Here is a 25,748-nt window from a genome sequence, read left to right as displayed (position 1 = left end):
TTAGAACTTTAGCTTTCTGAATTTTTTCTAGCCCCGTTTACGGCGGAATTTAATTATAAAATTAATCGTTAAAACCATTAGAAAAACAAATCCTACTGTAACTGATGCCCTCGTGTCTGGATTGATGAACATAAAAACTACAATCAAAAGTAACGAGATAATCGCTAAGTAATTACTCATGGGATAAAGCGGCATTACAAAAGGATGATTTTGAATTATTTCTGGGTTAGCACGGCGAAAGCGTAATTCAGAAAGTAAGATAACAAACCATGGAACCATCCCCGGCAACACACTCGAACTATATATCAGCACAAATAGGTTAACAGCTCCTCCTTTGAATGAAGATAAGAAGATATTTAAGATAATCCCTAACAAAATTCCAAAAGATATGGTCAAGATTGCTACAGATGGAACTCGATGACTGGATAATTTACCAAAAATCTTAGGTACCTTTCCTTCTTGAGATAGTTTATACAACATTCGACTAGCACTATAAATTCCAGAATTGGTTCCTGACATTGCCGCAGTTAAAACAACAAAATTGATAATTCCAGCCGCTCCGGTAATTCCTACTTTTGAAAAAGTTTCCACAAACGGAGAACCTACCGTAGCCAATTGATTCCAAGGAAAAATAGCTACGATAACAAAGATTGCTCCTAAATAAAAAATTAAAATTCGCCAAACAATTGATTTTACCGAAGCAACAATGGCCTTTTTAGGGTTAGCTGCTTCACCAGCAGTGATACCAAGTAACTCAATTCCTTGGTAAGAGCCTACAACGATTGATAACGCAAACAAGAATCCTTTAACTCCACCTGTGAAAAAGCCCCCGTGAGCCCAAAGATTGCTCAATCCTACAGGGCGCCAATGATTACCTAAGCCCATGAAAATCACTAAAACACCAATAATAATCATTAAAATAATCGTTAGCACTTTAATTAAAGCAAAATAGAATTCAATCGCTCCGTATGCTTTAGTAGAAACCAAGTTAGCAAGCGTTAAAGTAGCAATTACCACCACACTAGAAACCCACCCTGGTAAATTTGGCCACCAGTAATTCAAATATTGACTAACTGCAACCACTTCGCTAATCCCAACTACAATAAATTGGAAGATATTGCTCCACATGGTTAAATATCCTGCTAAGGGGTGAATATAGTTGGTTGCATAATCAGCAAAGGAACCGGTGCTTGGGTTTACATATAAAATCTCCCCTAAAGCACGCATAACTAGGTACAATATTAACCCCGCAAAGCCATATGCTAGCAACACTGATGGTCCCGTCCACTTAATTGTCGATGAGGATCCCATGAATAATCCCACACCAATGGTTCCTCCTAATGCAATCATTTGCATTTGGTTTGATGTAAGTGATCGTTTTAACTGCGGTAAATCTTCCTTCATTGTTCTTCCTCCTCAAAATATAAAAAACCACCGAATCAGTATCAATGCTAGTAGGCACTGAATTCTGATTGGGTGGTTTTGTTTGTTAACCAAATTTTAATTGGAAAGCACCTCAAAACACTCAACCAGACAGGATGGTGGTTGAGGTAGTGGTTGTTACATTAACATTAGCAAAATATTTAACTTGATGACTCATATAACAACCTCCCTTTCACTTATTATTAGAATAATATCATTTAATTTTAATAAACGCAATTACATCTAGTCAATTTCTCAAAAAATCTATCTATATCTGACAATTTGAGGATACAAAAAAAGATTAAGGTAACCACCTTAATCTTTTTATTTAGCTTAAATTAAATGTACGCCTTTATCAACGTAAATAACATCACCGGTTACACCAGTTGCCATATCACTAACAAGGAATGCGGCGATATTTCCAACTTCACTAGTACTTACATTTTCACCATCGACTGTACGGCTTTGAGATTCTTTAAGCAAGTCACGATGATGCTTGATACCTGTAACAGCAAGTGTCTTAATTGCACCAGCTGAAATAGCATTAACTCGAATATGACGGTCACCTAAATCACTTGCCAAGTAGCGTACGCTGGATTCAAGTGAAGCTTTAGCAATTCCCATCATGTTGTAGTTAGGAATTGCACGAGTTGAGCCGAAGTATGTAAGCGTCACAATACTACCTTTTTCGTTCATGATTTCCGCACCATAGCGTGAAACAGCAATCAATGAGTAAGCACTAACATCTTGAGCTAGATTGTAACCTTCTTTTTTGGTATTTAAAACGCCACCTTCAAGAGTTTCCTTGTCAGCAAAGGCAATCGCATGAATAATACCATCAACCTTACCAAATTTATCTTCAATTTGTTTAAAGGCCTTTTCAATATTGGCATCTTCTGAAACATCACATTCAACCAATGCGATTGAATCATCCACAATTTTATTTAAACTTTTTTTTATCCGGTCATTTTGGTAAGTTAATACAACTTTTGCGCCTTGATCCATGATTGCTTTTGTACAACCCCAAGCAATACTGTTCTTATTCGCTACACCCATAATGACAATGGTTTTTCCACTAAGAATTCCTTCCAACTGCATAACCCCTCTTCTAGAATTTACTAAATCGTTCATGTCGTCGCTGCACGAGTTCATCAGCTGAAAATTGACTTAAACGATTTACTTCTGTAACTAACATTTGTTTTAAATTTTGTGTACTAGTTTGATCAACAACTTCTGGAACAATTTTATCGATAATTCCATCTTCAAGTAAATGTTCTGGAGTTAATTTTAAAGCCTCAGAAGCTTCAATAACACGTTTAGAATCCTTCCAAACGATTGAAGCATAACCTTCAGGTGATAAAACTGAATAGATACTATTTTCCATCATCCAAACTGTATCACCGGTAGCCAGAGCCAATGCACCTCCGCTACCACCTTCACCAACAATAATACTGATGTAAGGGACACGAAGTTCCATCCCCACTATTAAACTGTTAGCAATTGCTGAACCTTGACCATGATACTCAGCATCCATTCCTGGATAAGCCCCTGGTGTGTTAACAAATGTAATTACTGGTCGTTTAAATTTTTCAGCTTGTTGCATTAGACGTACTGCTTTTCGATACCCTTCAGGTTCAACAGTTCCAAAATGACGTTCAATATTTTCAGCGGTATTTTTACCTTTTTGGGTACCAATTACGGTTACTGGTGTACCGTTCAATAGAGCAATTCCGCCAATCACAGCAGGATCGTCACTTAATTGACGGTCTCCATGGAATTCCGTAAAATTCGAGAAAATATTATTTATCAAATCAGCAGTTGCAACTTTATCCTTACTGCGAGCAGCAGTCACTGTTTCATATGCTGTTTTTGCCATTTTTTATCCCTACTTACTTGTCTGAATGTAAATTTAAAAGATTATTCAAATATTCTTTTAAATTTGGTCGTTCAACAATATCATCTAAGAATCCATTTTTAAGTAACGTTTCGGCTTGTTGAAAATCCTTAGGTGGCTTCTGATTAATCGTTTGTTCAATCACTCGGCGACCGGCAAAACCAATTAATGTTTTTGGTTCTGAAATAATAATATCAGCTTGCATGGCATAACTAGCTGTAACTCCACCTGTAGTAGGATCGGTTATAACTGCAATGTATAATAAGCCTTCCGCACTATGACGAGCAACTTCATCAGAAACTCTGGCCATTTGCATTAATGAATGAATTCCATCTTGCATTCGCGCCCCACCTGAAGCAGTAAACATAATAACTGGTAGATGTTGCCGAGTCGCTTCCTGGAACATTCGTGCAATTTTACTTCCCGTCACTTGACCTAAACTACCCATGATAAAGCGTGAATCCATCACTCCAATAGCAAATTCATTGTTACCAATTTTAGCTTTTCCTGTGAGGACACTTTCATTAACGTGAGTCGTTTTAATCCCTGTAGCCAGTTTCTTTTTGTACTTTTCATCGTCTATATTAGTAGGATCAGTAGCCATTGCTTTGTCCCATTCTTCAAACTCATCACAAAGTAATTTGATTCGTTTACGAGAACCTAGCCGTGCACCATACCCACAATTAGGACACACTTCATAAACCCCTGCGCGACGGTAATAAAACTTTTCGTGACAATTAGAACATTCGCGCCACAAACCTTCTGGAATTTTCTTCAATCGCTTAACAATTTCATCTTGAGTAGGAAGTGAGAATTTATTTTGCATTACTTAACCACTCTTTCAAAAAGACATTTTCAATATATTTAGTCGTAAACAATCCTTGTTCAAATCCCTTATCAACTAGTAAAGCCTCTAAGAATGCCTTATTTGAAGTTACACCTTCGATTTCAAATTCATCTAAAACACGACGCATTTTTCTAGTCGCTTGAACCCGATTTGGCATTTTAACAATTATTTTTGAAATCATTGAATCGTAAAATGGTGGGATCATGCTACCATATGTAATTCCCGAATCAATGCGTACACCCATTGTTCCATCTGGGAAAAATAGATGCTTAATGGTCCCCGCCGATGGCATAAAACCATTGCTTGGGTCTTCGGCATTAATTCGACATTCAATTGCATGGCCTAAAATTTCAACGTCTGCTTGGCTGAAATCAAGTTTCAATCCTTCAGCAATCTTAATTTGTTCTTTGATTAATTCAATTCCCGTTACCTCTTCAGTAACTGTATGCTCAACTTGAAGTCGAGTATTCATTTCCATGAAATAAAAATTATGATTTTCATCCATCAAAAACTCAATTGTACCAGTATTATAATAATTGATGGCCTTTGCAGCCCGAACTACAATATCACCTAAACTTTCGCGTTCAGAATGTGAAATAGTGGCGCATGGCGTTTCTTCAATTACTTTCTGGTTATTTCGTTGCAGCGAACAATCACGTTCAGGTAAAAATACATAATGACCAAACTGATCTGCAATAACTTGCATTTCAATATGTTTAGCATTTTCAATGATTTTTTCAATATATAAATCAGAATTACCAAAAGAAGTTTCAGCTTCCCGCTTCGCTTCTTGATAAGCTTTCTTAAGGTCTTCTGACGAATTAATTCGACGAATCCCTTTTCCGCCACCACCATCAGCAGCTTTAAGCATAATTGGATAACCAATTTGCTTAGCCACCACCATGGCATTCTCTAAATCGCGAACCATGCCGTTGCTTCCCGGAATAACCGGAACATTCGCACTAATCATCGTCTCACGCGCTCGAGACTTATTTCCCATCAAGTCAATGGTTTTATAGTGCGGTCCAATAAATACCAGATTGCTTTCTTTACATAAACGAGCGAATTCCGCATTTTCGGATAAAAATCCGTAACCTGGATGAATCGCGTCACAGCCAGTTAAGACGGCAGCACTGATAATATTAAACATGTTTAAATATGAATCAGCAGGTTGAGGCCCTCCAATGCAGACGGCTTCATCCGCTAATTTAACGAATAAACTATTCTCATCAGCTGTAGAATAGACACTAACTGCAGCAATATCCATTTCGTGTAAGGCACGGATAATTTGGACCGCGATTTCACCACGATTAGCAACTAAAACCTTTTGAAACATAGATAGCCTCCCTGTTCCTAGCCCACAATGAAAGTTAAATCAGCTTCACAGATCAGTTCGTTATTTTCATTAACAATAACCCCATGACCAGTACCAATTTGTCTTTTCATTTTGGTTAATTCAACCGTTAAAGTAAGTCGATTGCCAGGAACAACTCTATTTGAAAATTCAGCTTGTTTAATTCCGCCAAAGAAAGCATTTTTTCCAACAAATTCTTCGTTTGATAAAAGTGCACAAGCTCCCGTTTGTGCTAAAGCCTCGACTAAGAGTGGCTCAGGCATGCAGAGCTCGTTGCCATTATTAAAAAACCATTCATTGATGGTAACTTTCTTTTCAGCGACCGCCTTTTTTCCTGCTTCAAGATCAACTAATTGATCAATCATTTGAAAAGGAGGACGTTGAGGAATAATATCTTGAACATTAATTTCCATTAATTATCTCCAACTTTACGAACACGAGCAATTGGTTGATCATATTCAACCATCGATCCATTTTCAACTAAGAGTTCTACGACTTCACCATCAACTGGTGAATGAACTTCATTAAACATCTTCATGGCTTCGATTAAGCCCACAGTATCGCCTTTTGAAATGTGACTGCCAACCTTAATATAAGGATCTTCTCCTTCTGAAGGTGCAAAATAGACCACCCCTACGAACGGAGCCTTAATCTCTTCTAGGTTAGCATCCGCTATTTCAGAAGTTGCTTCAACGTCAGTAGCAACGGCATTAACCGTTGCTACTGGTTGAACTACTTGAGTAGTTTCTTTTTTTACTTTAATGCTAAAATCACCTTCAGTCATTTCGAATGACGTGAATGATGATTTATCTAATTTGGTTAATAACTTTTCTAAATCTATTTCAGTCAACATTTTCACCTCTTGAATGCTAATACAGCGTTATGTCCACCAAAACCAAATGAATTACTCAAGGCATAGTTAACAGAAGCCTTACGGTTATCTTCTGTAACTAATGGAATGTTAACTTCAGGGTCTTTAGTTTCTAAACCTACGTTAACTGGCATAATACCATTTTGAAGTGCTGCAATAGTTGCAACAGCTTCAATTGCTCCAGCCGCACCAAGCAAATGACCAGTCATTGACTTAGTACTACTTACCTTATAATGGTCGTTTTCAGTAAAGATGCTTTCGATAGCTTTTGATTCTGCACTATCGTTAGCATGCGTACTGGTACCATGAGCATTGATATAATCAATATCATTGGCTTTAATGCCACCTTCGTCCATTGCCATTTGCATTGCACGAATGGCACCGCGACCTTCAGGATCTGGTTGGGTCATATGGAAAGCATCACTTGTCATACCGTAACCAACGATTTCAGCTAAAATATTAGCACCACGTGCTTTAGCATGGTCGTAGTCTTCAAGGATTAAAGTAGCTGCTCCTTCACCCATTACAAAACCATTGCGATCCTTATCAAATGGAATTGAGGCACGTAAACGATCTTCTGATGCAGTTAATGCAGTTAATGAAGCGAAACCAGCGATTCCAATTTCATTAATTGATGATTCTGAACCACCTGTAATCATAACATCTGCGTAACCATTTTTGATATGGTGGAATGCATTTCCAATTGCATTATTTGCGCTAGCACAAGCAGTAACGATTGCTTGACTGGTATTTTTTGCATTGAAATACATTGAAATGTTCCCAGCTGCCATGTTAGTAATTGAGTTAGTTACAAATAATGGTGAAACCCGTCTTGGCCCTTTATGATCCATTTTAATGACTTGTTCTTGGATGGTAGTTAATCCACCAATTCCTGAACCATAAATTACACCGACTTGGTAAGGATCTAACTCACCTTCTTTAAAATCAGCTTGTTCCATTGCTTCAACGGCAGAATATAGAGCATATTGAGAAAATGCATCCATCCGTTTCGCAATTTTTCTTTCAATTCTAACAGTTGGATCAAAGTCCTTAACCTCACCGGCAACCGTGATACCTGTTGGTTCGGCATCAAAATGTGTAATTTTATCGATTCCAACTTTTGAACTATTTAGTCCTTGAATGAAGGATTCTCGATCATTTCCAAGAGGAGTCAAAGCTCCCATGCCTGTTACTACTACTCGTCTACCCATTTTTTCCTCCTCAAAAACCTAAAGGGTCATTCCACCGTCAACGGTAAGTACTTGACCAGTTATATAATCATTTTCAAGTAAAAAAGCTACTGTTGAAGAAATTTCTTCTGGTTGACCGAAACGGTGCATCGGAATCATTTCTTCTGTTTTTTCACGAACCTTTTCACTTAATTTTCCAGTCATGGCTGTTTCAATCATCCCTGGAGCCACAGCATTACATCTAATATTTCTCAAAAGACCTTCACGAGCTGTAGTTTTTGTTAGACCAACAATTCCAGCTTTACTTGCTGAATAGTTAGCTTGTCCAACATTTCCATGAGTTCCCGAAATACTTGAGATATTGACAATGTTGCCTGAACGTTGTTTTTGCATAATTTTCATGGCATATTTTGTCATTGAAAATGTACCAACTAAGTTAGTTGCAATTACGTCATTAAAATCTTCAACTGACATTCGACTTAGTAACTTATCTTTTGTAATTCCAGCATTATTTACAATAATATCTAAGTGACCAAATTCTTCTTTAATGTCGTTTAACAATTCGCCAATCTTTGCATCATCACGAATGTCAAGTTCTTTAAAGTTGATATCAAGTCCTTGAATTTGTTCTTTTACTGCATCATCCGAAATATCATGGCGAGCAGTAACAAAAACCTTTGAACCTTTCTTAGCTAAATCCATTGCGATTGCTAATCCGATTCCTTGAGTTCCACCAGTAACAACTGCCACTGTATCTTTAATAATCACTTAATTAGCCTCCTGCTTTGAAAGATAGTTCCGTAATTTTTGTAGTGTTTCAACATCATAAACATTGAAAATTGGTAAGTCTTTGTTCTTGAGAGTTTTTTTAGCAAATCCACTGAGCGCTTTGCCAGGACCAATTTCTACCAAACAATCGATTGGATCTGCCTCAATTACAGCTAAACAATCCGTGAAATAAGTTGGGTTTACCAACTGGTCTGGAAGGGTTTGTTTAATATTAGCTTTAGTAAATTCAGTCTTGATCGTATTGCTAATTACTGGCACATTCGGTTGAGCTACTGTGACATTTTCCAAACGGGTCTTCAAGTTATCACTAGCCATTTGCATAAATGGTGTGTGTGATGCCACACTCATCTTAATTGGAACAACCCGCTTAACTCCAGCAGCTTTTAATAGTGCACTAAACTTGTTGATTCCAGCGGCATCGCCACCGAAAACCGTTTGCTTAGGTGTGTTGTAATTTGCTGGATAAACCTTACCAAACTCTCGGGCAGCATGCATTGCCTCGTTCATCACATCATCACTGGCATTTAAAACTGCTACCATTTGGCCTGGATTTAGTTTCCCTGCTTCAGCCATGTATTTTGAACGATCTTCAAGAACTTTTAAACCTTCATCAATTGAAAAACCATTTGCGGCAATCAAAGCGGAATATTCACCTAAGCTAAGCCCCAAGAACTTCTGCGGTGCAATCTTTTCACTGCTAAGAATTCGTGCAATTCCTAAACTCAAAATAACAATTGATAATTGTAAATTTTCTTCATTATCAATAACATCTTGTTTAGCAAAATTTTGACCTAAAATTTGACTAGCTTCATCAACTAATGCTCGATAGGCCGGCTCTGTTTGATACAGATCCATTCCCATCCCTTCAAATTGTTGTCCTTGTCCGCTAAATAAATAAGCCGCTTTAACCATCATTTACCCCTTTTTAATTACTTATCGATGTTTTCGCTAACGTAATCAACTAACTTGCCAACAGTATCCATATTTTCGTCTGTATCAATATCGATATCAAATTCATCTTCTAACTTGTCAACAACTTCAAAAATGTCTAAGCTATCAGCGTCCAAGTCTTCTGAAAAACTTGTTTCCATAGTGATCTTGTCTGCGTCTTTTTCCAATTGTTCTGCGATTACTGCTTGTACCTTTGTGAATACTTCTTCTTTAGTCATAATATTATTCCTCCGAGAATATAATTTAATTTATTTTTTTAATATTTGATAACATTTGTTCCGACGGTTAAGCCCCCGCCAAAGCCGCTGAAGACGATAATGTCACCGCGATTAATTTTTCCATCTGCTAACATTTCTGCTAACAAGACGGGTTCACTGGCTGCTGCGGTGTTACCGAAGCGACCAATATTGACTGGAAATTTATCCATTGATAGATCTAACTTTTTCGCAACGCTTTTAACAATACGTTCATTTGCTTGATGAAGTAAGAAATACTTTACCTCACTAGGATCAATGTTCGCTTCATGAAGAACTGTCAAAATTGATTCAGGAACTCGTTTAGTGGCAAATTCGTAAACTTTACGTCCGTTCATTTGGAAGAAATACGATTGTGCTGGGTCATCTAAGGCTGCTACGTTTCCAGCCGTTAGATACTGGCCCATATTCCCATATGTATTCAATTTTTCGTTGATTAAATATGAAGAGTTCGAAGAATCATTTTCAGCCAAAATACCAGCCGCTGCGTCACCGAACAAAACGGCTGTACTACGGTCCGTCCAATCTAGCAACCGGGTTAGTTTTTCCGCACCAATTAAGATTGCTTTCTTAAACTTTCCTCCATGAAGCATATTATTAACAATGCTCATGCCGTACACAAAACCGCTACATGCGGCGCTAATGTCAAAAGCCATTGCATTGGTTGCATCAATGCTCCCTTGTACTATAGCTGCAACAGATGGCGACATATAGTCCGGTGACATCGTTGCCACGACAATCAAATCAATTTCACTTGGATCCGTTTTAGATTTCTCTAAGAGCTGTTTAGCGACTTCTATCGCCATTGAAGAAGTAGTTTCTTCAACGGCTTGATAGCGTTGCTTGATTCCCGTTCTTTTTGAAATCCATTCATCTGACGTATCCAGTATTTTAGTTAAATCATCGTTAGTAACGACTTTTTTAGGAATAGATAGTGCTGAATCAATTATTCTCAATCCCATTGCAATTCACCGACTATTTATCTTTCTTATCAGTTGCTCCAACAATGAATGTTAGTTCTGCTTGGCAAACTTTTTTATCACCGACCATTGCAAATGTTTCAACAACACCCATGTTTCTCTTTTTCTTGATCATTTCAACATGAAGTTTTAAAACATCACCAGGACGGACGATCTGTCTAAATTTAGCACCATTAATGGCACCTAGATATGCTGTCTTACCTGCAAATTCTTCTGATTTTAGAATCAGGATTGATGCAGCTTGTGCTAGAGATTCAATGATTAAAACTCCAGGCATAACCGGGTTACCAGGAAAATGTCCTTGGAAAAATTCTTCGTTGATTGTGACGTTTTTAGTCGCCACGATTGATTTTCCAGGTTCTAATTCATCAACATAGTCCATGAATAGAATGGGGTAACGATTAGGAATTAGTTCCATAATCTCTGTTGTATTTAAAATACTCAAATTATTATTTCCTCCTAGTAATTAATGATCTGTACTCCAACGTTATTGGAATAATAAAAAGAATAATCGGTATTTAGTCTTTTCGCAATCAAAAAAAATAATAATAGTAAAAAATTTATTTTTATCACTAAGGCTAAAAAGACCTACATATCAACACTTTACAGCTTTTTCACGATGTTAAAAACGTTTTCATAAATCACAGCCATATTAGTTAACCCCGTGTACTAGAAATCCCTATTTCATGCGGTTTGTGCAGCCTATTAATCATTTTCCCCCTCTACTAAAGCAATTGAATACAAAAACAACGTTTGTGTAACGCGCGTTATCAGTAGCTTAACCAAGATTATTAGCGGTATACTATGATTATCTATTATTCTAATTTTTAATCTTAATCTACTAAGGAGAATAGTTTTATGAAAATCATCGTCCATATTGATGAAATGGCGAAGTGGCCAATGGTTTTAAATAATCTAAACCATTTAGAACAAGCTTACCCTGCTCCCAGTAATCAGATTGAGCTCTTAGTCAATGGTGATGCTGTGATGGGCGTTAAAGCCAATAGCAAAGAAGCAGAAAAGATTCATCATGCTCTCACGTCTCAGATAATGCTTGCAGTTTGTCAAAATTCGTTAACCCAGCGGAAAATTACCACGGAGGATTTGCTTAACAATTCCACCATTGTGGCTTCCGGGGTCGTAGAATTAGTTGAGAAGCAAGCCTTGGGGTTTCATTACCTAAGGCCCTAGTAATTACCTAAATGAACTTTTATCCTAAGGAGAAATCATAATGAAAAACGAAATTTTAGTTACAACTACTGAAAAAATTCCTGGACAGGAATATATTGTTTTAGGAGAAGTCTTTGGGTTAACTACCCAATCTAAAGACATTTTCCGTAATATTGGCGCTGGTTTAAAAAATATTATTGGTGGCGAGATTAAAGACTACACTAAAATGTTGGATGAATCCCGCAATATTGCAGTCGATCGCCTTCGAGAAAATGCGATGAAAATGGGCGCAGATGCAGTCGTGATGATGCGCTTTGATTCTGGATCAATTGGTACAGATATGCAGTCCGTGGCTGCCTATGGTACGGCAGTTAAGTTTAAATAAATTAAAAAAAGGAAGTTTCTCCGTAAATTACGCAGAAACTTCCTTTTTTATTCCAGTGATACTTTTTGATTTTCAAACAAGCTATCATGATCCGTTAGTTTATCAGGATAATCTATACCTAAATATCTAATTAAACTTGCCCGCGAATGTCTTTAGAAGTTAATTCTACCTCTAAAGTTTCACTTACCATATTTTTAGACTCATTTTGTTTACCACAATACTCAACTCAAAGATAACACTAAGAATGCCACCACCAGAGGAACATTTTTCATAACGTACTTTTCTGCGAAAAACAAAATAATCATTACCCTTTTTACGAGTTATTTAAAATAGTTATATTAATTTTTCTTAGTGTGGCAAAAAAAAAGATGAATCAAAACCCTCTTGGATTTCAACTCATCTTCTTTAATTATTTGCTCTTTATTTGAAAGCCTTACGACGGTCTTCCTTAATACGAGCTGCCTTACCATGTAATGCACGTAGGTAGTAAAGTTTAGCACGACGTACACGACCATGACGGATAACTTCGATTTTAGCAACACGTGGTGAATGTAGTGGGAATGTACGTTCCACACCAACACCGTTACTGATCTTACGAACAGTGTATGTAGCACTAATACCGCTACCATGGCGTTTGATAACTACACCTTCGAACAATTGGATACGTTCGTGGTCACCTTCAACAACCTTAGCATGTACTCTAACAGTATCTCCTGCACGGAATTCAGGAATATCACTACGTAGTTGGTCCTTTGTAATCTTATCAATTAATAGATTCATTTAAAAATCTTCCCTTCGCCAATCTTCATTAACTCACCCGGAGCCAGCGGAACATTGTTATTGTTGGTTTTTAAACCAATTAATATCCTAACATATTCTATTATTAAGTGCAAAATTATTTTGGACTTAATAGTCTATAACGATTTTATAAATCGGGTGTTTGAAGTTCTCGTAAGATTTGTTTATCTTCCGGTGTTAACTGAGCTGTTTCTAACAGATCGGGGCGCCTTGCAAGTGTCTTTTTTAAAGACTCTGTCCGTCGCCATTCATCGATTTTTCCATGATTTCCGCTCAACAAAATTGATGGAACCTTCAGCCCTCGAAAATCTTCAGGTCGCGTATATTGTGGAAATTCAAGTAGACCCGTTGAAAATGAATCATCGACTGCAGAATCTTTATTTCCCAATATGTCAGGTAATAAACGTACTGTAGCATCAATCATGGTTAACGCAGCTAACTCACCACCAGTAATTACAAAGTCTCCCAAGGATACTTCATCATCGATAAGTGTTTTAATCCGCTCATCATAGCCTTCGTAATGTCCACAAATAAATGTCAGATGTTCTTCTTTAGCAAAATCTTCAGCCATCGTTTGGTTAAATTGCTTGCCACCAGGATCAACTAAAATAACTCGTCCAGTGGATTGGTTATTTTGGCTCTTAACATGCTCCATCGCATCAAAAATAGGTTGCGGTGTTAGCAGCATCCCTGCTCCGCCTCCATATGGATAATCGTCGACATTTCCATGTTTATTAGTGGAATATTGTCGAAAATCAGTAACGTCAACATTTAACTTACCGGATTCAATTGCTTTACCAACAATGGATTCATGCAATGGAACTTCTACCATTTTAGGAAATAAGGTTAAAACATCAATTTTCATTAATCTAACCCCTCTGGAACACTAACTTGAACTGCTCCTTGCTCCAAATCAACATTTAAAATTACATCTTTTAAATATGGAAGCAACAAATCGTTTTGATTGGGCCGTTTAACTACCCAAACATCATTAGGACCATACGATAGAACTTCTTTGATGGTTCCAATTTTTTGGTCATTCTCAATAACATCTAATCCGATAATTTGATGAAGATAAAATTCTCCTTCTTCAAGATCTTGGAGTTGGTTTTCTTCAACTTTCAAAATCATCCCTTTAAACTTTTCAACATCGTTAATGGAATTCATTCCTTCAAGAGTAACGATAAATGAGCCCTTATATTCTTTAGCGTTTTTAACCGTTACAGTTTGAACAGGAACTTCGTCTTTTTCAGTCTTAAAAATTTGTAGTTCAGCACCAGATTTAAAGCGCTCTTCTGGGAAATCGGTATATGAGATAACTTTTAGTTCACCGCGTAAACCGCGGGTATTGACAATTTTTGCTACATTAAAGTAATTCATCTTTTATCCTCCGATACAAAAAGAAGGCCGTAATAAAACTAATGTTTTATCGACGCCCTTCGTTCAGGTATGACCTATTTTGTATACTTAGCTTCGTGATACTTCTTCATAATTCCTGCTTTAGAGAAAATATTTTTAACTGTATCAGAAGGTTGTGCACCATTGTTTAACCAGTTTAAGATTTCTTCTTCTTCAAGTTTAACTGAAGCTGGTTCTGTTAATGGATTGTATGTTCCTACTTGGGCAATAAAACGACCATCACGTGGTGAACGTGAGTCAGCGACTACGACACGGTAGAAAGGACGCTTCTTTGAACCCATACGTTTCAAACGGATCTTTACAGACATAATGACACCTCCAACTATTTAATCACGAGTAATAATATACCAGTAAATCGAATAGATGTAAAGTGTTTTTCCTTAACAGATCGAAAAAACTCCCATTTAATTAAATTTAACGTTTTTTATTAGACTTAAATGACCGCTCGTTATCTTCTTGTATCGCTAAAGCATCCTCGCCGGCACATAAAGACCGTTACCGTTCTGGATGCTCATGTAAATAACGCCCTATACCAATCATTTCTGTTTTTGATTCATTTATTTTGGGCATTAATTTTTCTAGGGTACTATTTCCATACTTTTAGTAGAAATCCTAGTATCTTTTATTAGAAAACAAAAAAGAGGTTTAGTTGTATAACCAAACCTCTTAATTTTTAGCGTCGTTTATTTTTCTTCATCCGCTTCTTTTTGTTTTTCTTATTTTTCTTAATCATGGAATTCATTGCCATCTTCGACAACTTACCCTTTATTCCATTTCCTAACATACCTTCCATGCCGTTAAAGTTTCCTTTTGACATTTGGTTCATCATTTTCTTCATTTGATTAAATTGTTTAATCATCCGATTGACTTCAACCACAGGACGTCCGGATCCAGCCGCAATCCGACGACGGCGACTAGGATTTAGAAGATCTGGATTTTCACGCTCAGCTTTGGTCATGGAATATACAATCGCCTTGGTGTGCTCAAGATCCTTAGGGTCCACATTCACATTTTGCATAGCTGGGTTATTAGCCATACCTGGAATCATTTTCATGATATCCTCAATTGGTCCCATATTTTGAACTTGATTCAATTGATCCACGAAATCGTTAAAGTCGAATGTGTTTTCGCGAATCTTTTGAGTCATTTCAGCTGCTTGCTTTTGGTCGAAATCTTTTTGGGTTTTTTCGATCAAAGTTAACATGTCACCCATACCTAAAATACGGGAAGCCATTCGATCAGGATGGAAAACATCTAAATCTTCCATCTTTTCACCTTGACCAACAAACTTAATTGGCTTACCAGTGACTGAGCGAATCGACAATGCAGCACCACCACGGGTATCACCATCTAACTTAGTTAGGATTACCCCAGTAATATCTAATTTTTCATTAAATCCTTCCGCAGTGTTAACGGCGTTTTGACCGGTCATTGCATCAACAACCAAGAGGATTTCATCTGGATGAGCCAACGCTTTAATATCAGCCAATTCCTGCATTAATTTTTCGTCAATTTGTAGACGACCAGCTGTATCAATAAAAACATAATCGTTTTTATTTTCAGCAGCCTGTTCCAAACCATGGCGCACAATATCAACGGGGTTAACATCTGTACCTTCTTGATAAACCGGAACATCTATTTGTTGCCCAACTTGAACCAACTGATCAATCGCTGCTGGACGATAAACATCGGCCGCAATCAAAAGTGGACGAGCTTTTTGTTCATTTTTAAGTTTTAATGCTAATTTACCAGTGGTAGTTGTTTTACCAGCCCCTTGTAAACCAGACATCATAATAATTGTTGGAATTTTGGGAGACTTATTTAATGGTGCATCTTCTGTTCCCATCATCTTGATTAATTCATCATTAACCAACTTCACAATTTGCTGAGCAGGATTTAGTCCATCTAAAATATCTGAGCCAATTGCTTGGTCTCGGACGGTTTTAACAAATTGTTTAACTACTTTAAAGTTAACATCGGCCTCTAGCAACGCTAAGCGAATTTCACGCATAGTATCGCGTAAATCAGCCTCAGTAACTTTACCCTTTTTTCTTAAATTAGTGAAAGTTTTTTGTAATCGTTCAGTTAGACCCTCAAAAGCCATTTAAAGCCCCTCCGTCTTTATTCTTCTTCACTTTTTTCGAGATCATCTAAAAAGTGTTTTAATTCAGTATCTTCCGGATATTTTTGATTAATATAAGCACGAATTTGATCAAATTTTGCATTACGCACTTCAAAATTACTTAACAAATGAAGTTGCTGCTCGTACTTCTCTAAAATATTTACCGTCCTTTTAATATTATCATACACGGCTTGCCGACTGACCTGAAATTCTTCGGAGATTTCCCCCAATGAATAATCGTCCGCATAATACAGTGTTATATACTCCTTTTGTTTTGGAGTCAATAACTGTTCATAAAATTCCAACAAGCTATTAATGCGATTATTTTTTTCGATTTCCATTGGCGTTAATCTTCCATTAGACCCTTAAAGAGTCCACTTACGTATTGTTCTGGATTAAATGGACTAAGATCGTCCACCGTCTCTCCTAAACCAACGTATTTAACTGCTAAATGTAATTGATTTCTAATTGCTAACACAATTCCACCTTTAGCCGTTCCATCTAACTTAGTTAAAATAATCCCTGTAACATTCGTAGTTTCTAAAAATGCCTTAGCCTGTGTTAGGGCATTTTGTCCTGTAGTTGAATCCAAAACTAACAACGTTTCTTGCGGAGCATCTGGAATTTCACGACTAATTACACGCTTAATTTTATCCAATTCGTTCATCAAATTAACCTTGTTTTGAAGACGACCAGCTGTATCAACTAGTAATAAATCGTAATTTTCTTCTTTAGCTTTTTTAACAGCTTCGAAAGCTACTGAAGCAGGATCTGATTGCTCTTTACCAGCCACCACATCGACTCCATCGCGTTTGCCCCATTCTTGCAACTGTTGGATTGCTCCTGCCCGGAATGTATCACAGGCTGCAAGCAAGACTTTACGTCCACGTCCTTTAAAGCGGGCGGCCATTTTTCCAATACTAGTTGTCTTCCCAACGCCATTGACACCTACAAAGAGGAATACGGTTGGACCCTCCTTACTAAAGACCAAATGATTATCTTCTGCACTACCATTTCTAGTATACAGAGCCACTAAGCGACGAACTATTAATTGAGAAATTTGGTCAGGATCTGAAACATGTTCAAATTCGATTTCATCCCGAACTTCCTCACTGATTTCAAGTGCTGTATCAAATCCGACATCAGCTTCGATTAATGTTTCTTCCAAATCATCATAAAAATCTTCATCTACTCCAGAAAAATTCGTAAATAAGGCTGATAATTTTTGTCCAAATGATTTTCTTGAACGTTCTAAACCGCGGTCATAGCGTTCTGCTTCATCCAACCCATTATCTGGAGCTGAACTAGTCTGTGTTTCAGTTTTAAGTTCAGACGTCGAAGCTCCTTCTGTTGAAGAAGTGGGCTCCTCAATTGGATTTGTTTCTACTGCTTGGACTGGCTTTTCAACAGCAGCCTGTGACGCAATTGTACTTTGACTCTCTGAATGAGTCTCACTTAAAGAATCCTTCTTCACTGTTGTACTAATTGATTCAGATTGAACCTGTGAAGTTGGGTCTTGTTCAACCTTTTGTTCTTTTTTCTTTTTTCTACCAAAAAACCATGCCATTATTACACCTGCTTTCTTTATTCCGCCTCATTCATTGAAACAGATACCATTTTTGAAACTCCTGATTCCTGCATTGTAACACCATACAAAACGTCGGCTTCCATCATCGTACCTTTACGATGTGTAATTACAATAAATTGGGTTGTATCTTGAAAATTCTTAAGATACTTAGCAAAACGTTCTACATTCGCATCATCAAACGCTGCTTCAACTTCATCTAAAATACAAAACGGAACAGGTTTAACTTGTAAAATTGCAAACAACAACGTAATTGCTGTCAACGATTTCTCCCCACCTGAAAGTAAACTAAGTCGTTGTAATTTCTTCCCCGGTGGCTGAGCCTTAATTTCAATACCAGTTGTCAAGAGGTTATCCGGATCAGTCAACTCTAATTCGGCTTTACCTCCTCCAAACATTTTAACAAAAACTGAGCTAAATTCTTCTGCAACTTGATCAAAAGTTTGTTTAAATCTTTGTCCAGCCTCTTGATCAATTTCAGCAATAGACTGTTCAAGTTGAGCTTTAGAATCTGCCAGGTCATTCTTTTGATCTCTCAAGAAATTATAACGGGTTGAAACCCGATCATATTCTTCAATTGCCCCGAGATTGACCGTACCCAATTCGTTTAAACCTTTACGAAGTAGCTTCAACTCTCGTTCTAAAGATTCATCCTCAATATTTCGAATAATCACATTTTGAACACTTTCAAAAGTTTGTTCATATTCTTGAGTTAACTTATCAACGGCCATTTCAATTCTACTTTGAACTAATGTGAGTGAACCTTCGATTTCCTTTAATTGCGATTCAGCTTGATGTAATTGTCGCTGAGTAATCTCATAATCGGCAATAACGCGATCTTGCTGAACTTGATTTTGTTCAAAATCATTTTGCAGTTGCGCCGATAATTGGTTCTGTTCAGCTAATTGATTCCTAATATCATCAATATCTAAGTGTCTTAGATCACTTTCTGGAATTAGTTCCTCGTCCAATTGCTGAATTTTAATTTTAATTTCATCATTTCGTTCTAACACATCGTTAATTGTAGTCTGTAATGTATTCACTTCGTGTTGATGTTGGGAAGTTTGTTCCTTAAGTCTAGCCAATTCAATTCGAAGTTCTGAAATCCGATTTTGACGTTCATCAACATCGTTATCTAAAAGGGTAAGTTCATCTTGTTTAGCCGTTGTAGTTTCTTTAATTTGTTGTACTTGTTGTTGTATGTTCGCAATTTGAGCAGGCAAATCATTTTGTTGATTTTCATTATCGTCAATCTGTGATAGCTCAAAACGTGTTGCCTTAAGTCGCCGTTGTAATTCCGTTAGTCGATCATTTTCTAAGCTAACTTGATTACTTAATTCTGAGCTCTTTTGTTCAGCTTGATGTTGTTCTTCAAGTGCTTGCTTTAACTCAGCTTGAATTGCTTGTCCTTGTTCTAGAATTTTTTGAACTTCTGTTTCTTTAGAAGCTAGCTTGGTTTTCATCGCAGTTACTTGTACTTGTAACTTTTTAAGTTCTTGGTCTTGCTGGAGCACCCCCGTTCGGTTGCCTTTAGTAGCTCCACCAGTCATCGTTCCTCCAATTCCAATTACATCACCAGCCAGCGTAATAATTCGATTATGGCGGCTAATCTGCTTAGAAATTATTAAAGCGTTTTGCAACGTATCCACAATTAGAGTTGTTCCTAATAAATATTGGCTAATAACTTGATTATCATCTTTCACTTTGACTAAATCAGCTGCAACACCAACAAAACCTGGCATTTCTTTCACCTTTTGTAAAGTGTCTTCTCTAATGGAACGCTGACTAAGAGCATTCTTAGGTAAGAAGGTTACTCGGCCTAAACGATTTTTTTTCAAATATTCAATAATCGATTTAGCTGTTTGATCCGTGTCTACTACCACATTTTGAACTTGGTTACCAAGCGCCGTTTCGATAGCTACCGTATATTCAGCTGGAACGTTCATTACTTCTGAAACAGGGCCTACGATTCCTCTAAATTGTGCTTTTTGCTGAAGAACTGCTCGAACGCCTTGATAAAATCCAGTATATTCGTTTTTCAAATTTAAAAGAGCTTCTAATTTACTTTCCGCCCGATGGGCAACGTTGGAACCATCTAACCACTGCTGCCGTTCCTTTTCATATTGGGCTTGAAGTCGATCCCGTTGTTTAGTCAGTTTAGTAATTCGCTCTTGTTGAACATTATTTGCATCTTTTAAAGTAAGTAATTGATGCTCCAAATTTTCACATTTGGTTTTTCGTTGCTTAATTTGTTCATTCAACGTATCCATCGTAAGTTGGATTTTTTGTCTTTGTTGTTGATCACGTTCACGATCTTGTTGATTAAAATTATATTGGTTTTTTAATGAAGTCAATGCCTGCAATTGATCAACATATTCTGCCCGCAAATCTTCAATTTCACGTTTTAAAGCTTCTTTTTGTTGTTCAAGGTGGTCACTTTCTAACACTTTCAAAGATTGCTTAGTGTTAGTTAACTTCTGTTGCACAGCTGCTAGTTGGCCTTGGGCGGCTTCTAAAGCGGCTTGCTTTTCGACAAGTTGTTTTTTTAATACTTGTTGCTCGCTTACTAAACGTTCTTTTTCTTGATCTACATATTTTTGCCGTTCCACCCGTAAATCATGTTCGCCTTCTAATTGTTGCTCTAGTCGATTTAATTTGACCAATTTAATTTGCAACTGATCTTTTTGATGATTTTGTTCACTTATTACTTTTTTAATTTTTTCTCGTTGGTCAGCTAAAGCTTCCGATTTTATCCGTAATTGGGCGAGCTGTTCTTTTTGTTCTTGACGCTGGACAGCTAATTGCTTTTGAGCTTCAGAATTACTGTTAATGGTTCGAACCAATTTTGTCTGATCTAAAATGTCAAAGCGACGCTTTTGTTGTACATAATCTTTAGCGACGGCTGCCTGTTCCTCTAAAGGTTGAACTTGTTTTTCCAGCTCGACAATTAAATCATTAACCCGTTCTAGATAACCACTAGTTTTTTCTAGTTCATTTTCAGCACGTTTTTTATCCTGTTTATACTCTAAAACTCCCGCCGCCTCTTCAATAATTGCTCGACGATCTTCGGGCTTACTATTGAAGATTGATTCAACACGCCCTTGAGAAATAACGGAGAAAGATTCACGACCTAACCCTGTATCAATAAATAAATTCAAAATATCTTTTAACCGGCATTCTTGGCGATTCAATTCATATTGACTTTCTCCATTTCGAAAAAGTCGACGGCTAATCATTACTTCATCAAATTTAGAATCTAGAAAGTGATCCGAATTGTCAAATATAATTGTTACGGATGCTCTTGAAAGGGGTTTGCGTTTTTCGGTACCTGAAAAAATGACGTCAGGCATCTTGCCACCACGTAAACTTTTAGCAGAGGTTTCCCCCATCACCCATCGAATAGCTTCGATAATATTACTTTTCCCCGAACCGTTTGGACCAACAATTCCAGTAATACCATCTTTAAATTCAATCTTGGTATTATCAGCAAATGATTTAAACCCACTGATTTCAATCGTGCGTAGTTTCATTTAAAATACCTATTTAGGCCTACGTAAAAGTTGTAGCGCCTGATTAGCCGCATTTTGTTCAGCAACCTTTTTGGAATGTCCGGTTCCAGTTGCTAGTTTTTTATGATCAGCCGTAACACTAACCGTAAAGATTAAATCATTTTCAGGTCCTTCTTCAGAAACTAATTCATAATCAATTTCAACGTCTCCATTTTTTTGAAGTAATTCTTGAAGTTCTGATTTATGGTCGATAATGTGATCAAATTTGCCTTCGTCTAATTTAGGGAAAATGACGATTCGTACAAAACGCTCGACAGCTGCCCTACCTTGATCGAGGTAAAGAGCACCAATAAACGATTCAAAAATATCACAAAGAAGTGATGAGCGCTGGCGAGCGCCGGATTTTTCTTCTCCTTTACCTAAACGAATATATTGGTCAAAATGACATTCTTTGGCAAAATCACTAAAACTAGCTTCACAAACCATTGCAGCTCGTAAACGGGTTAGTTTTCCTTGTGGCATTTCAGGATAACGCTTAAACAAATATTCAGAGACAATTAGTTGTAAAACAGCGTCTCCTAAAAATTCGATTCTTTCGTAAAATTTTAATTCTTGATGTGGATGTTCATTAACATAAGAAGCTTGCGTAAAAGCTTCATCTAACAACGCATGGTTATTAAAATGAATATCAAACGTCTGACTTAAGTCATCTTCTAAGGCTTTTATCATGAATATCTTCCTTTCCAAATCTATTAATTTATTTAGCACATAAGAATAACTCGGTGACCAATTAGATTAATCACCGAGTTCTCTTAGTATATGAAATTAAGCCTGATGTTCACTAATATAATCAACTGCATCCCCAACAGTAACTAGGTTCTCAGCAGCTTCATCAGTAATTTCAGCTCCAAAAGTATCTTCTAACTCTAACACGAACTCAACAATATCAATTGAGTCAGCATTTAAATCTTCTTTAAAGTTTAGTGTATTGGTAATTTGTTCGGTTTTTAATTCAAACCGATCTGCTAAAATTTCAGCAATTTTATTAAAAATTTCTTCTTTTGACAATTTTCAGACTCCTCTACTTATTGAATCTCTTTAGTATTTTAATTGTTTTCGTTTTCTTTGTCTACATCATCTTGTTTGATGCTTTCAAGATGCATCTCAAAATAATCCGCTAAATTCTTAACGAGCTTTGAATCTACAATTTCATGTACTTGTACCAAAGCATTTTTAACTTGGTTAGCATTACTTGAACCGTGAGCCTTAACTACGGGAGCTTTGACACCTAATAATACGGCTCCACCTTGTTTAGAATAATCCATCTGGTCTTTAATTTGGCTAAAAGCAGATTTAAGGAGTAGACCACCCATCTTACCTTTAACACCGTTGTTCATAATTGTTTCTTTGACTAGTTTCAACATCGATAAGGCTGTCCCTTCAATGTTTTTCAAAACAGCATTTCCCGTAAAACCATCAGTAACAACTACATCTGCAGTTCCATTTAATAATTCGCGAGATTCAATATTACCAACAAAATTGAGTGAACTATCATTCTTAAGTAGTTGGTAGGCCTCTTTATGAATCTTATCTCCCTTATCGTACTCAGTTCCATTATTTAAAAGTGCAATTCGTGGATTAGTAACATGCATGACGTTAGTACCATAAAAGTTACCTAAAATGGCAAAATCATGCAAGTTTTTAGCTTTACTTTCAGCGTTAGCTCCAACATCTAGCATAGTGAAATTATCATTTTCACCTTTAAGACTTGGCAAAGTAGTGGTCATTCCTGGGCGATCAAGACCTTTAATACGTCCGATAATAAACAAACCAGCGGCTAAAAGGGCACCTGTGTTACCAGCCGAAAAAATTGCATCTGCATCGCCATTTTTTACAGCTTGGGCAGCTAAAACCATTGATGAATTTTTCTTACGACGCACAGCTTTAACGGGTTCATCTTCCATTGTAATTACTTCATCTGTATGGACCACTTTAACATTTCTAAAGTCGTCCATGTATTTAGCAATTTCATCCTTTTTTCCATATAAGATAAACTCAACGTCTGGTAGAGCTTTTCTGGCTTCGCTTACCCCTTTAACAATTTCCTCTGGAGCATTATCTCCACCCATCGCATCCACTGCAATCTTCATAACTCTTCTCCTTTAATTAATCTAAACTTTTATTTATTTGTATTTTATTTTCTAAGTAAAGTCGTAAATTTTGGTAACGGGGATCTTGGTCCCACGCTGGCTGGCTTACAATTTTAGCCGCATCAATTTGGGCAGTTTGCAAAGCACCTAAATCAACAACCGGATCACCCACTTTAAATTCAGGGACCCCCGATTGCTGTTTTCCAAACAAATCACCTTGACCACGCATTTTCAAATCCGCTTCTGAAATTTCAAAACCATCATTGGTGTCTACCGTAATTTGCATACGTTGCTTTCCAACTTCATTTTTGGGATCCGCAACTAAAATACAATAAGCCTGATATTGACCACGACCGACGCGCCCTCGTAGCTGATGTAATTGAGCTAACCCAAATCGATCCGCATCTTGAATTACCATCAAAGTAGCATTAGGAACATCTACCCCGACTTCAATCACGGTGGTAGAAACTAATCCCATATATTTGCCTTCTTTGAAATCTGCCATAATCTGATCTTTTTGGGCACCATCCATTTTACCATGCAAAATTGCAATCGGATATTTTTCTCCAAAAAATTCACATAATTCTTGATAAAGTTCCATCGCATTTTGTAAATCCATGGCTTCAGATTCTTCAATTAGTGGGGTCACAATAAAGGCTTGGCGACCATTAGCAAATTCCTTAGTCATAAAGGCTAAAACTTTTTCCCATTCCCCTCGCTTAACCCATTTAGTAATAATGGGCTTCCTACCCGCGGGAGCTTGGTCAATAATTGACACGTCCATATCTCCATACGTAGTAATAGCTAAAGTTCGTGGGATTGGAGTAGCTGTCATGGCTAATATATCAGGAGCTGCCCCCTTCTCACGTAGTAGTTGTCTCTGGTGTACCCCAAAACGATGTTGCTCATCTATAATACCAAGCCCTAAATTTTTAAATTGGACATCTTCTTGGATGATGGCATGGGTACCAACTACAATATCAATTTCACCATTTTTGATTTCTGCTAGCATTTCATCTCTGATTTTTTTACGAATACCACCGACTAATAATGCAATCTTAACATCTAATTTTTCAAAGAATCGACTTAAATTATTAGCATGCTGTTCAGCTAAAATTTCAGTGGGAGCCATCAATGTGGCTTGCATCCCGGCCGTCAAGGTTGCATACATTGCTATGGCAGCCACTACGGTTTTACCACTACCCACATCTCCTTGTAAAAGGCGGTTCATGTGGGCGGGGGACTTAAGATTGGCCAAAATTTCGTTCGTCACTCTTTTTTGTGCATCGGTTAATTCGAAAGGTAACTTTTGAATAAATGCACGCACTAATTGAATTTGATATTTAATCGCCGTTCCATTTTCAATTCGTTCACGTGATTTAACCAACTGTAATCCCATTTGAAACGTTAAAAACTCTTCAAACATCGCAGTTCGACGGGCATCCCGTGTTTTTTGATCATCCGCTGGGAAATGAAGCGCTTGGACCATTGCTAATCGATGCAGTAACCGATATTTAGTAATCAATTCTTCTGGAATAACATCCTGAATTTGTTCCTCGTATTGGTTAATTGCATCTGTAACTAATTGTTGAATAGTGGCTTGTCGAATATGCTTGTTAGCAGGATAAACGGGTTGAAGATTTGCTTCTTCATCAATAATTTTAATTCCAGTTAAACTCCGTCGATTAGCATCCCATTTCCCATATACCGCAATTTCTTCATCAGCATTAATTTGATTTTTAATCCACGGCTGGTTAAAAAAAGTTACCATAACGGACTCATTACCGATTAGAAGACGAAAATTAACTCGGACTTTTTGACGCCCAAAACGAGCTACTGTAGGCTGGGTTGCAACCACCCCTTGAAATGTCACTTTTTGTTGATCAACGACATTTTGAGGTTCCTTAGCGGCTAAATCTTCATATCGAAATGGATAATAAGTAATCAAGTCTTCTATGGTCGAAATACCAAGTTCGGCTAACGCTTGTACTCTTTTAGGTCCAACTCCAGGAAGCACTTGAACTGAGTCTGTTAAGCTTTTCATTTTCCCTCCGTAAA

General features: G+C 37.2%; 27 protein-coding genes. 2 read left to right on the top strand and 25 right to left on the bottom strand.

From position 1 onward, the window contains the following. Positions 1-27: 27 nt before the first annotated feature. The 13 genes from IV86_RS02590 to fabZ all read right to left on the bottom strand — a co-directional run bounded on the left by IV86_RS02590 (position 28) and on the right by fabZ (position 10,970). Complete coding sequence (locus IV86_RS02590) at positions 28-1,404, bottom strand: amino acid permease (protein WP_002833594.1); 1,377 nt, start codon at positions 1,402-1,404, stop codon at positions 28-30. Positions 1,405-1,755: 351 nt separating this feature from the next. Next, complete coding sequence (fabI, locus tag IV86_RS02585) at positions 1,756-2,514, bottom strand: enoyl-ACP reductase FabI (RefSeq protein ID WP_056979360.1); 759 nt, start codon at positions 2,512-2,514, stop codon at positions 1,756-1,758. A gap of 16 nt (positions 2,515-2,530) precedes the next feature. After that, positions 2,531-3,298, bottom strand: coding sequence for a carboxyltransferase subunit alpha (gene accA / locus IV86_RS02580; RefSeq protein ID WP_002833592.1), 768 nt, complete (start codon positions 3,296-3,298; stop codon positions 2,531-2,533). A gap of 13 nt (positions 3,299-3,311) precedes the next feature. Beyond that, complete coding sequence (locus IV86_RS02575) at positions 3,312-4,142, bottom strand: acetyl-CoA carboxylase carboxyltransferase subunit beta (protein ID WP_002833591.1); 831 nt, start codon at positions 4,140-4,142, stop codon at positions 3,312-3,314. Continuing rightward, on the bottom strand, positions 4,132-5,499 hold the full coding sequence (locus tag IV86_RS02570; RefSeq protein ID WP_029257879.1) for an acetyl-CoA carboxylase biotin carboxylase subunit: 1,368 nt from the start codon (positions 5,497-5,499) through the stop codon (positions 4,132-4,134). The genes IV86_RS02575 and IV86_RS02570 overlap by 11 nt, the downstream gene beginning before the upstream one ends. Positions 5,500-5,516: 17 nt before the next feature. After that, a complete protein-coding gene (locus IV86_RS02565) occupies positions 5,517-5,930 on the bottom strand; it encodes a 3-hydroxyacyl-ACP dehydratase FabZ family protein (RefSeq protein ID WP_002833589.1) in 414 nt (137 codons plus the stop codon). After that, the gene (locus tag IV86_RS02560) at positions 5,930-6,367 is read right to left on the bottom strand and encodes an acetyl-CoA carboxylase biotin carboxyl carrier protein (RefSeq protein ID WP_002833588.1); all 438 of its coding nucleotides are present in this window, start codon (positions 6,365-6,367) and stop codon (positions 5,930-5,932) included. Before IV86_RS02560 ends, IV86_RS02565 begins: the two co-directional genes overlap by 1 nt. A 5-nt stretch (positions 6,368-6,372) precedes the next feature. Then, positions 6,373-7,599, bottom strand: coding sequence for a beta-ketoacyl-ACP synthase II (fabF, locus tag IV86_RS02555; protein WP_002833587.1), 1,227 nt, complete (start codon positions 7,597-7,599; stop codon positions 6,373-6,375). A gap of 18 nt (positions 7,600-7,617) precedes the next feature. Continuing rightward, the gene (fabG, locus tag IV86_RS02550) at positions 7,618-8,346 is read right to left on the bottom strand and encodes a 3-oxoacyl-ACP reductase FabG (RefSeq protein WP_029257878.1); all 729 of its coding nucleotides are present in this window, start codon (positions 8,344-8,346) and stop codon (positions 7,618-7,620) included. Continuing rightward, the gene (locus IV86_RS02545) at positions 8,347-9,279 is read right to left on the bottom strand and encodes an ACP S-malonyltransferase (protein ID WP_002833585.1); all 933 of its coding nucleotides are present in this window, start codon (positions 9,277-9,279) and stop codon (positions 8,347-8,349) included. It abuts the gene before it with no gap. 17 nt (positions 9,280-9,296) lie between these two features. Next, positions 9,297-9,536: an acyl carrier protein gene (acpP, locus tag IV86_RS02540; protein WP_002833584.1), complete on the bottom strand. Its 240-nt coding sequence runs from the start codon at positions 9,534-9,536 to the stop codon at positions 9,297-9,299. A gap of 38 nt (positions 9,537-9,574) precedes the next feature. After that, positions 9,575-10,534, bottom strand: coding sequence for a beta-ketoacyl-ACP synthase III (locus IV86_RS02535; protein ID WP_002833583.1), 960 nt, complete (start codon positions 10,532-10,534; stop codon positions 9,575-9,577). 13 nt (positions 10,535-10,547) lie between these two features. Continuing rightward, the gene (gene fabZ, locus IV86_RS02530) at positions 10,548-10,970 is read right to left on the bottom strand and encodes a 3-hydroxyacyl-ACP dehydratase FabZ (RefSeq protein ID WP_002833582.1); all 423 of its coding nucleotides are present in this window, start codon (positions 10,968-10,970) and stop codon (positions 10,548-10,550) included. A 440-nt stretch (positions 10,971-11,410) separates the two neighbouring features. Between fabZ and IV86_RS02525 the strand changes: the two genes are divergently transcribed. Both IV86_RS02525 and IV86_RS02520 read left to right on the top strand, forming a co-directional pair. Beyond that, a complete protein-coding gene (locus IV86_RS02525; protein ID WP_002833581.1) occupies positions 11,411-11,743 on the top strand; it encodes a DsrE family protein in 333 nt (110 codons plus the stop codon). A 40-nt stretch (positions 11,744-11,783) separates the two neighbouring features. After that, on the top strand, positions 11,784-12,107 hold the full coding sequence (locus tag IV86_RS02520; protein ID WP_002833580.1) for a heavy metal-binding domain-containing protein: 324 nt from the start codon (positions 11,784-11,786) through the stop codon (positions 12,105-12,107). A gap of 420 nt (positions 12,108-12,527) precedes the next feature. Here IV86_RS02520 and rplS read toward each other — a convergent pair whose 3' ends face one another. The 12 genes from rplS to recG all read right to left on the bottom strand — a co-directional run bounded on the left by rplS (position 12,528) and on the right by recG (position 25,734). Next, a complete protein-coding gene (gene rplS, locus IV86_RS02515) occupies positions 12,528-12,887 on the bottom strand; it encodes a 50S ribosomal protein L19 (protein ID WP_002833579.1) in 360 nt (119 codons plus the stop codon). Positions 12,888-13,032: 145 nt separating this feature from the next. Beyond that, positions 13,033-13,770 carry a tRNA (guanosine(37)-N1)-methyltransferase TrmD gene (gene trmD / locus IV86_RS02510; RefSeq protein WP_002833578.1) on the bottom strand — a complete coding sequence of 246 codons (738 nt, stop codon included), beginning with the start codon at positions 13,768-13,770 and terminating at the stop codon, positions 13,033-13,035. Then, positions 13,770-14,285, bottom strand: coding sequence for a ribosome maturation factor RimM (gene rimM, locus IV86_RS02505; RefSeq protein ID WP_002833577.1), 516 nt, complete (start codon positions 14,283-14,285; stop codon positions 13,770-13,772). Before rimM ends, trmD begins: the two co-directional genes overlap by 1 nt. A gap of 74 nt (positions 14,286-14,359) precedes the next feature. Then, positions 14,360-14,632, bottom strand: a complete 273-nt coding sequence (rpsP, locus tag IV86_RS02500; RefSeq protein WP_011673297.1) for a 30S ribosomal protein S16 — start codon at positions 14,630-14,632, stop codon at positions 14,360-14,362. Between the two features lie 365 nt (positions 14,633-14,997). After that, positions 14,998-16,428 (bottom strand): signal recognition particle protein, encoded by a 1,431-nt coding sequence (gene ffh / locus IV86_RS02495; RefSeq protein WP_002833575.1) that lies wholly within the window; start codon positions 16,426-16,428, stop codon positions 14,998-15,000. A gap of 17 nt (positions 16,429-16,445) precedes the next feature. Continuing rightward, positions 16,446-16,787, bottom strand: coding sequence for a putative DNA-binding protein (locus IV86_RS02490; protein WP_002833574.1), 342 nt, complete (start codon positions 16,785-16,787; stop codon positions 16,446-16,448). A 5-nt stretch (positions 16,788-16,792) separates the two neighbouring features. Beyond that, a complete protein-coding gene (ftsY, locus tag IV86_RS02485; protein WP_002833573.1) occupies positions 16,793-18,013 on the bottom strand; it encodes a signal recognition particle-docking protein FtsY in 1,221 nt (406 codons plus the stop codon). Between the two features lie 17 nt (positions 18,014-18,030). Beyond that, on the bottom strand, positions 18,031-21,561 hold the full coding sequence (smc, locus tag IV86_RS02480; RefSeq protein ID WP_056979334.1) for a chromosome segregation protein SMC: 3,531 nt from the start codon (positions 21,559-21,561) through the stop codon (positions 18,031-18,033). A gap of 9 nt (positions 21,562-21,570) precedes the next feature. Further along, positions 21,571-22,269: a ribonuclease III gene (gene rnc, locus IV86_RS02475; protein ID WP_002833571.1), complete on the bottom strand. Its 699-nt coding sequence runs from the start codon at positions 22,267-22,269 to the stop codon at positions 21,571-21,573. Positions 22,270-22,365: 96 nt separating this feature from the next. Continuing rightward, positions 22,366-22,608 carry an acyl carrier protein gene (gene acpP, locus IV86_RS02470; RefSeq protein WP_002833570.1) on the bottom strand — a complete coding sequence of 81 codons (243 nt, stop codon included), beginning with the start codon at positions 22,606-22,608 and terminating at the stop codon, positions 22,366-22,368. Positions 22,609-22,646: 38 nt separating this feature from the next. Further along, positions 22,647-23,690, bottom strand: coding sequence for a phosphate acyltransferase PlsX (gene plsX, locus IV86_RS02465; RefSeq protein WP_002833569.1), 1,044 nt, complete (start codon positions 23,688-23,690; stop codon positions 22,647-22,649). Positions 23,691-23,706: 16 nt separating this feature from the next. Beyond that, a complete protein-coding gene (gene recG / locus IV86_RS02460; RefSeq protein ID WP_056979333.1) occupies positions 23,707-25,734 on the bottom strand; it encodes an ATP-dependent DNA helicase RecG in 2,028 nt (675 codons plus the stop codon). Between the last annotated feature and the right edge of the window lie 14 nt (positions 25,735-25,748).

This window comes from Pediococcus pentosaceus (assembly GCF_001437285.1).
GTDB classification, from domain to species: domain Bacteria; phylum Bacillota; class Bacilli; order Lactobacillales; family Lactobacillaceae; genus Pediococcus; species Pediococcus pentosaceus.
The sequence above is the reverse complement of the archived record's forward strand: the minus strand, read 5'-3'. Positions and strand labels throughout refer to the sequence as shown.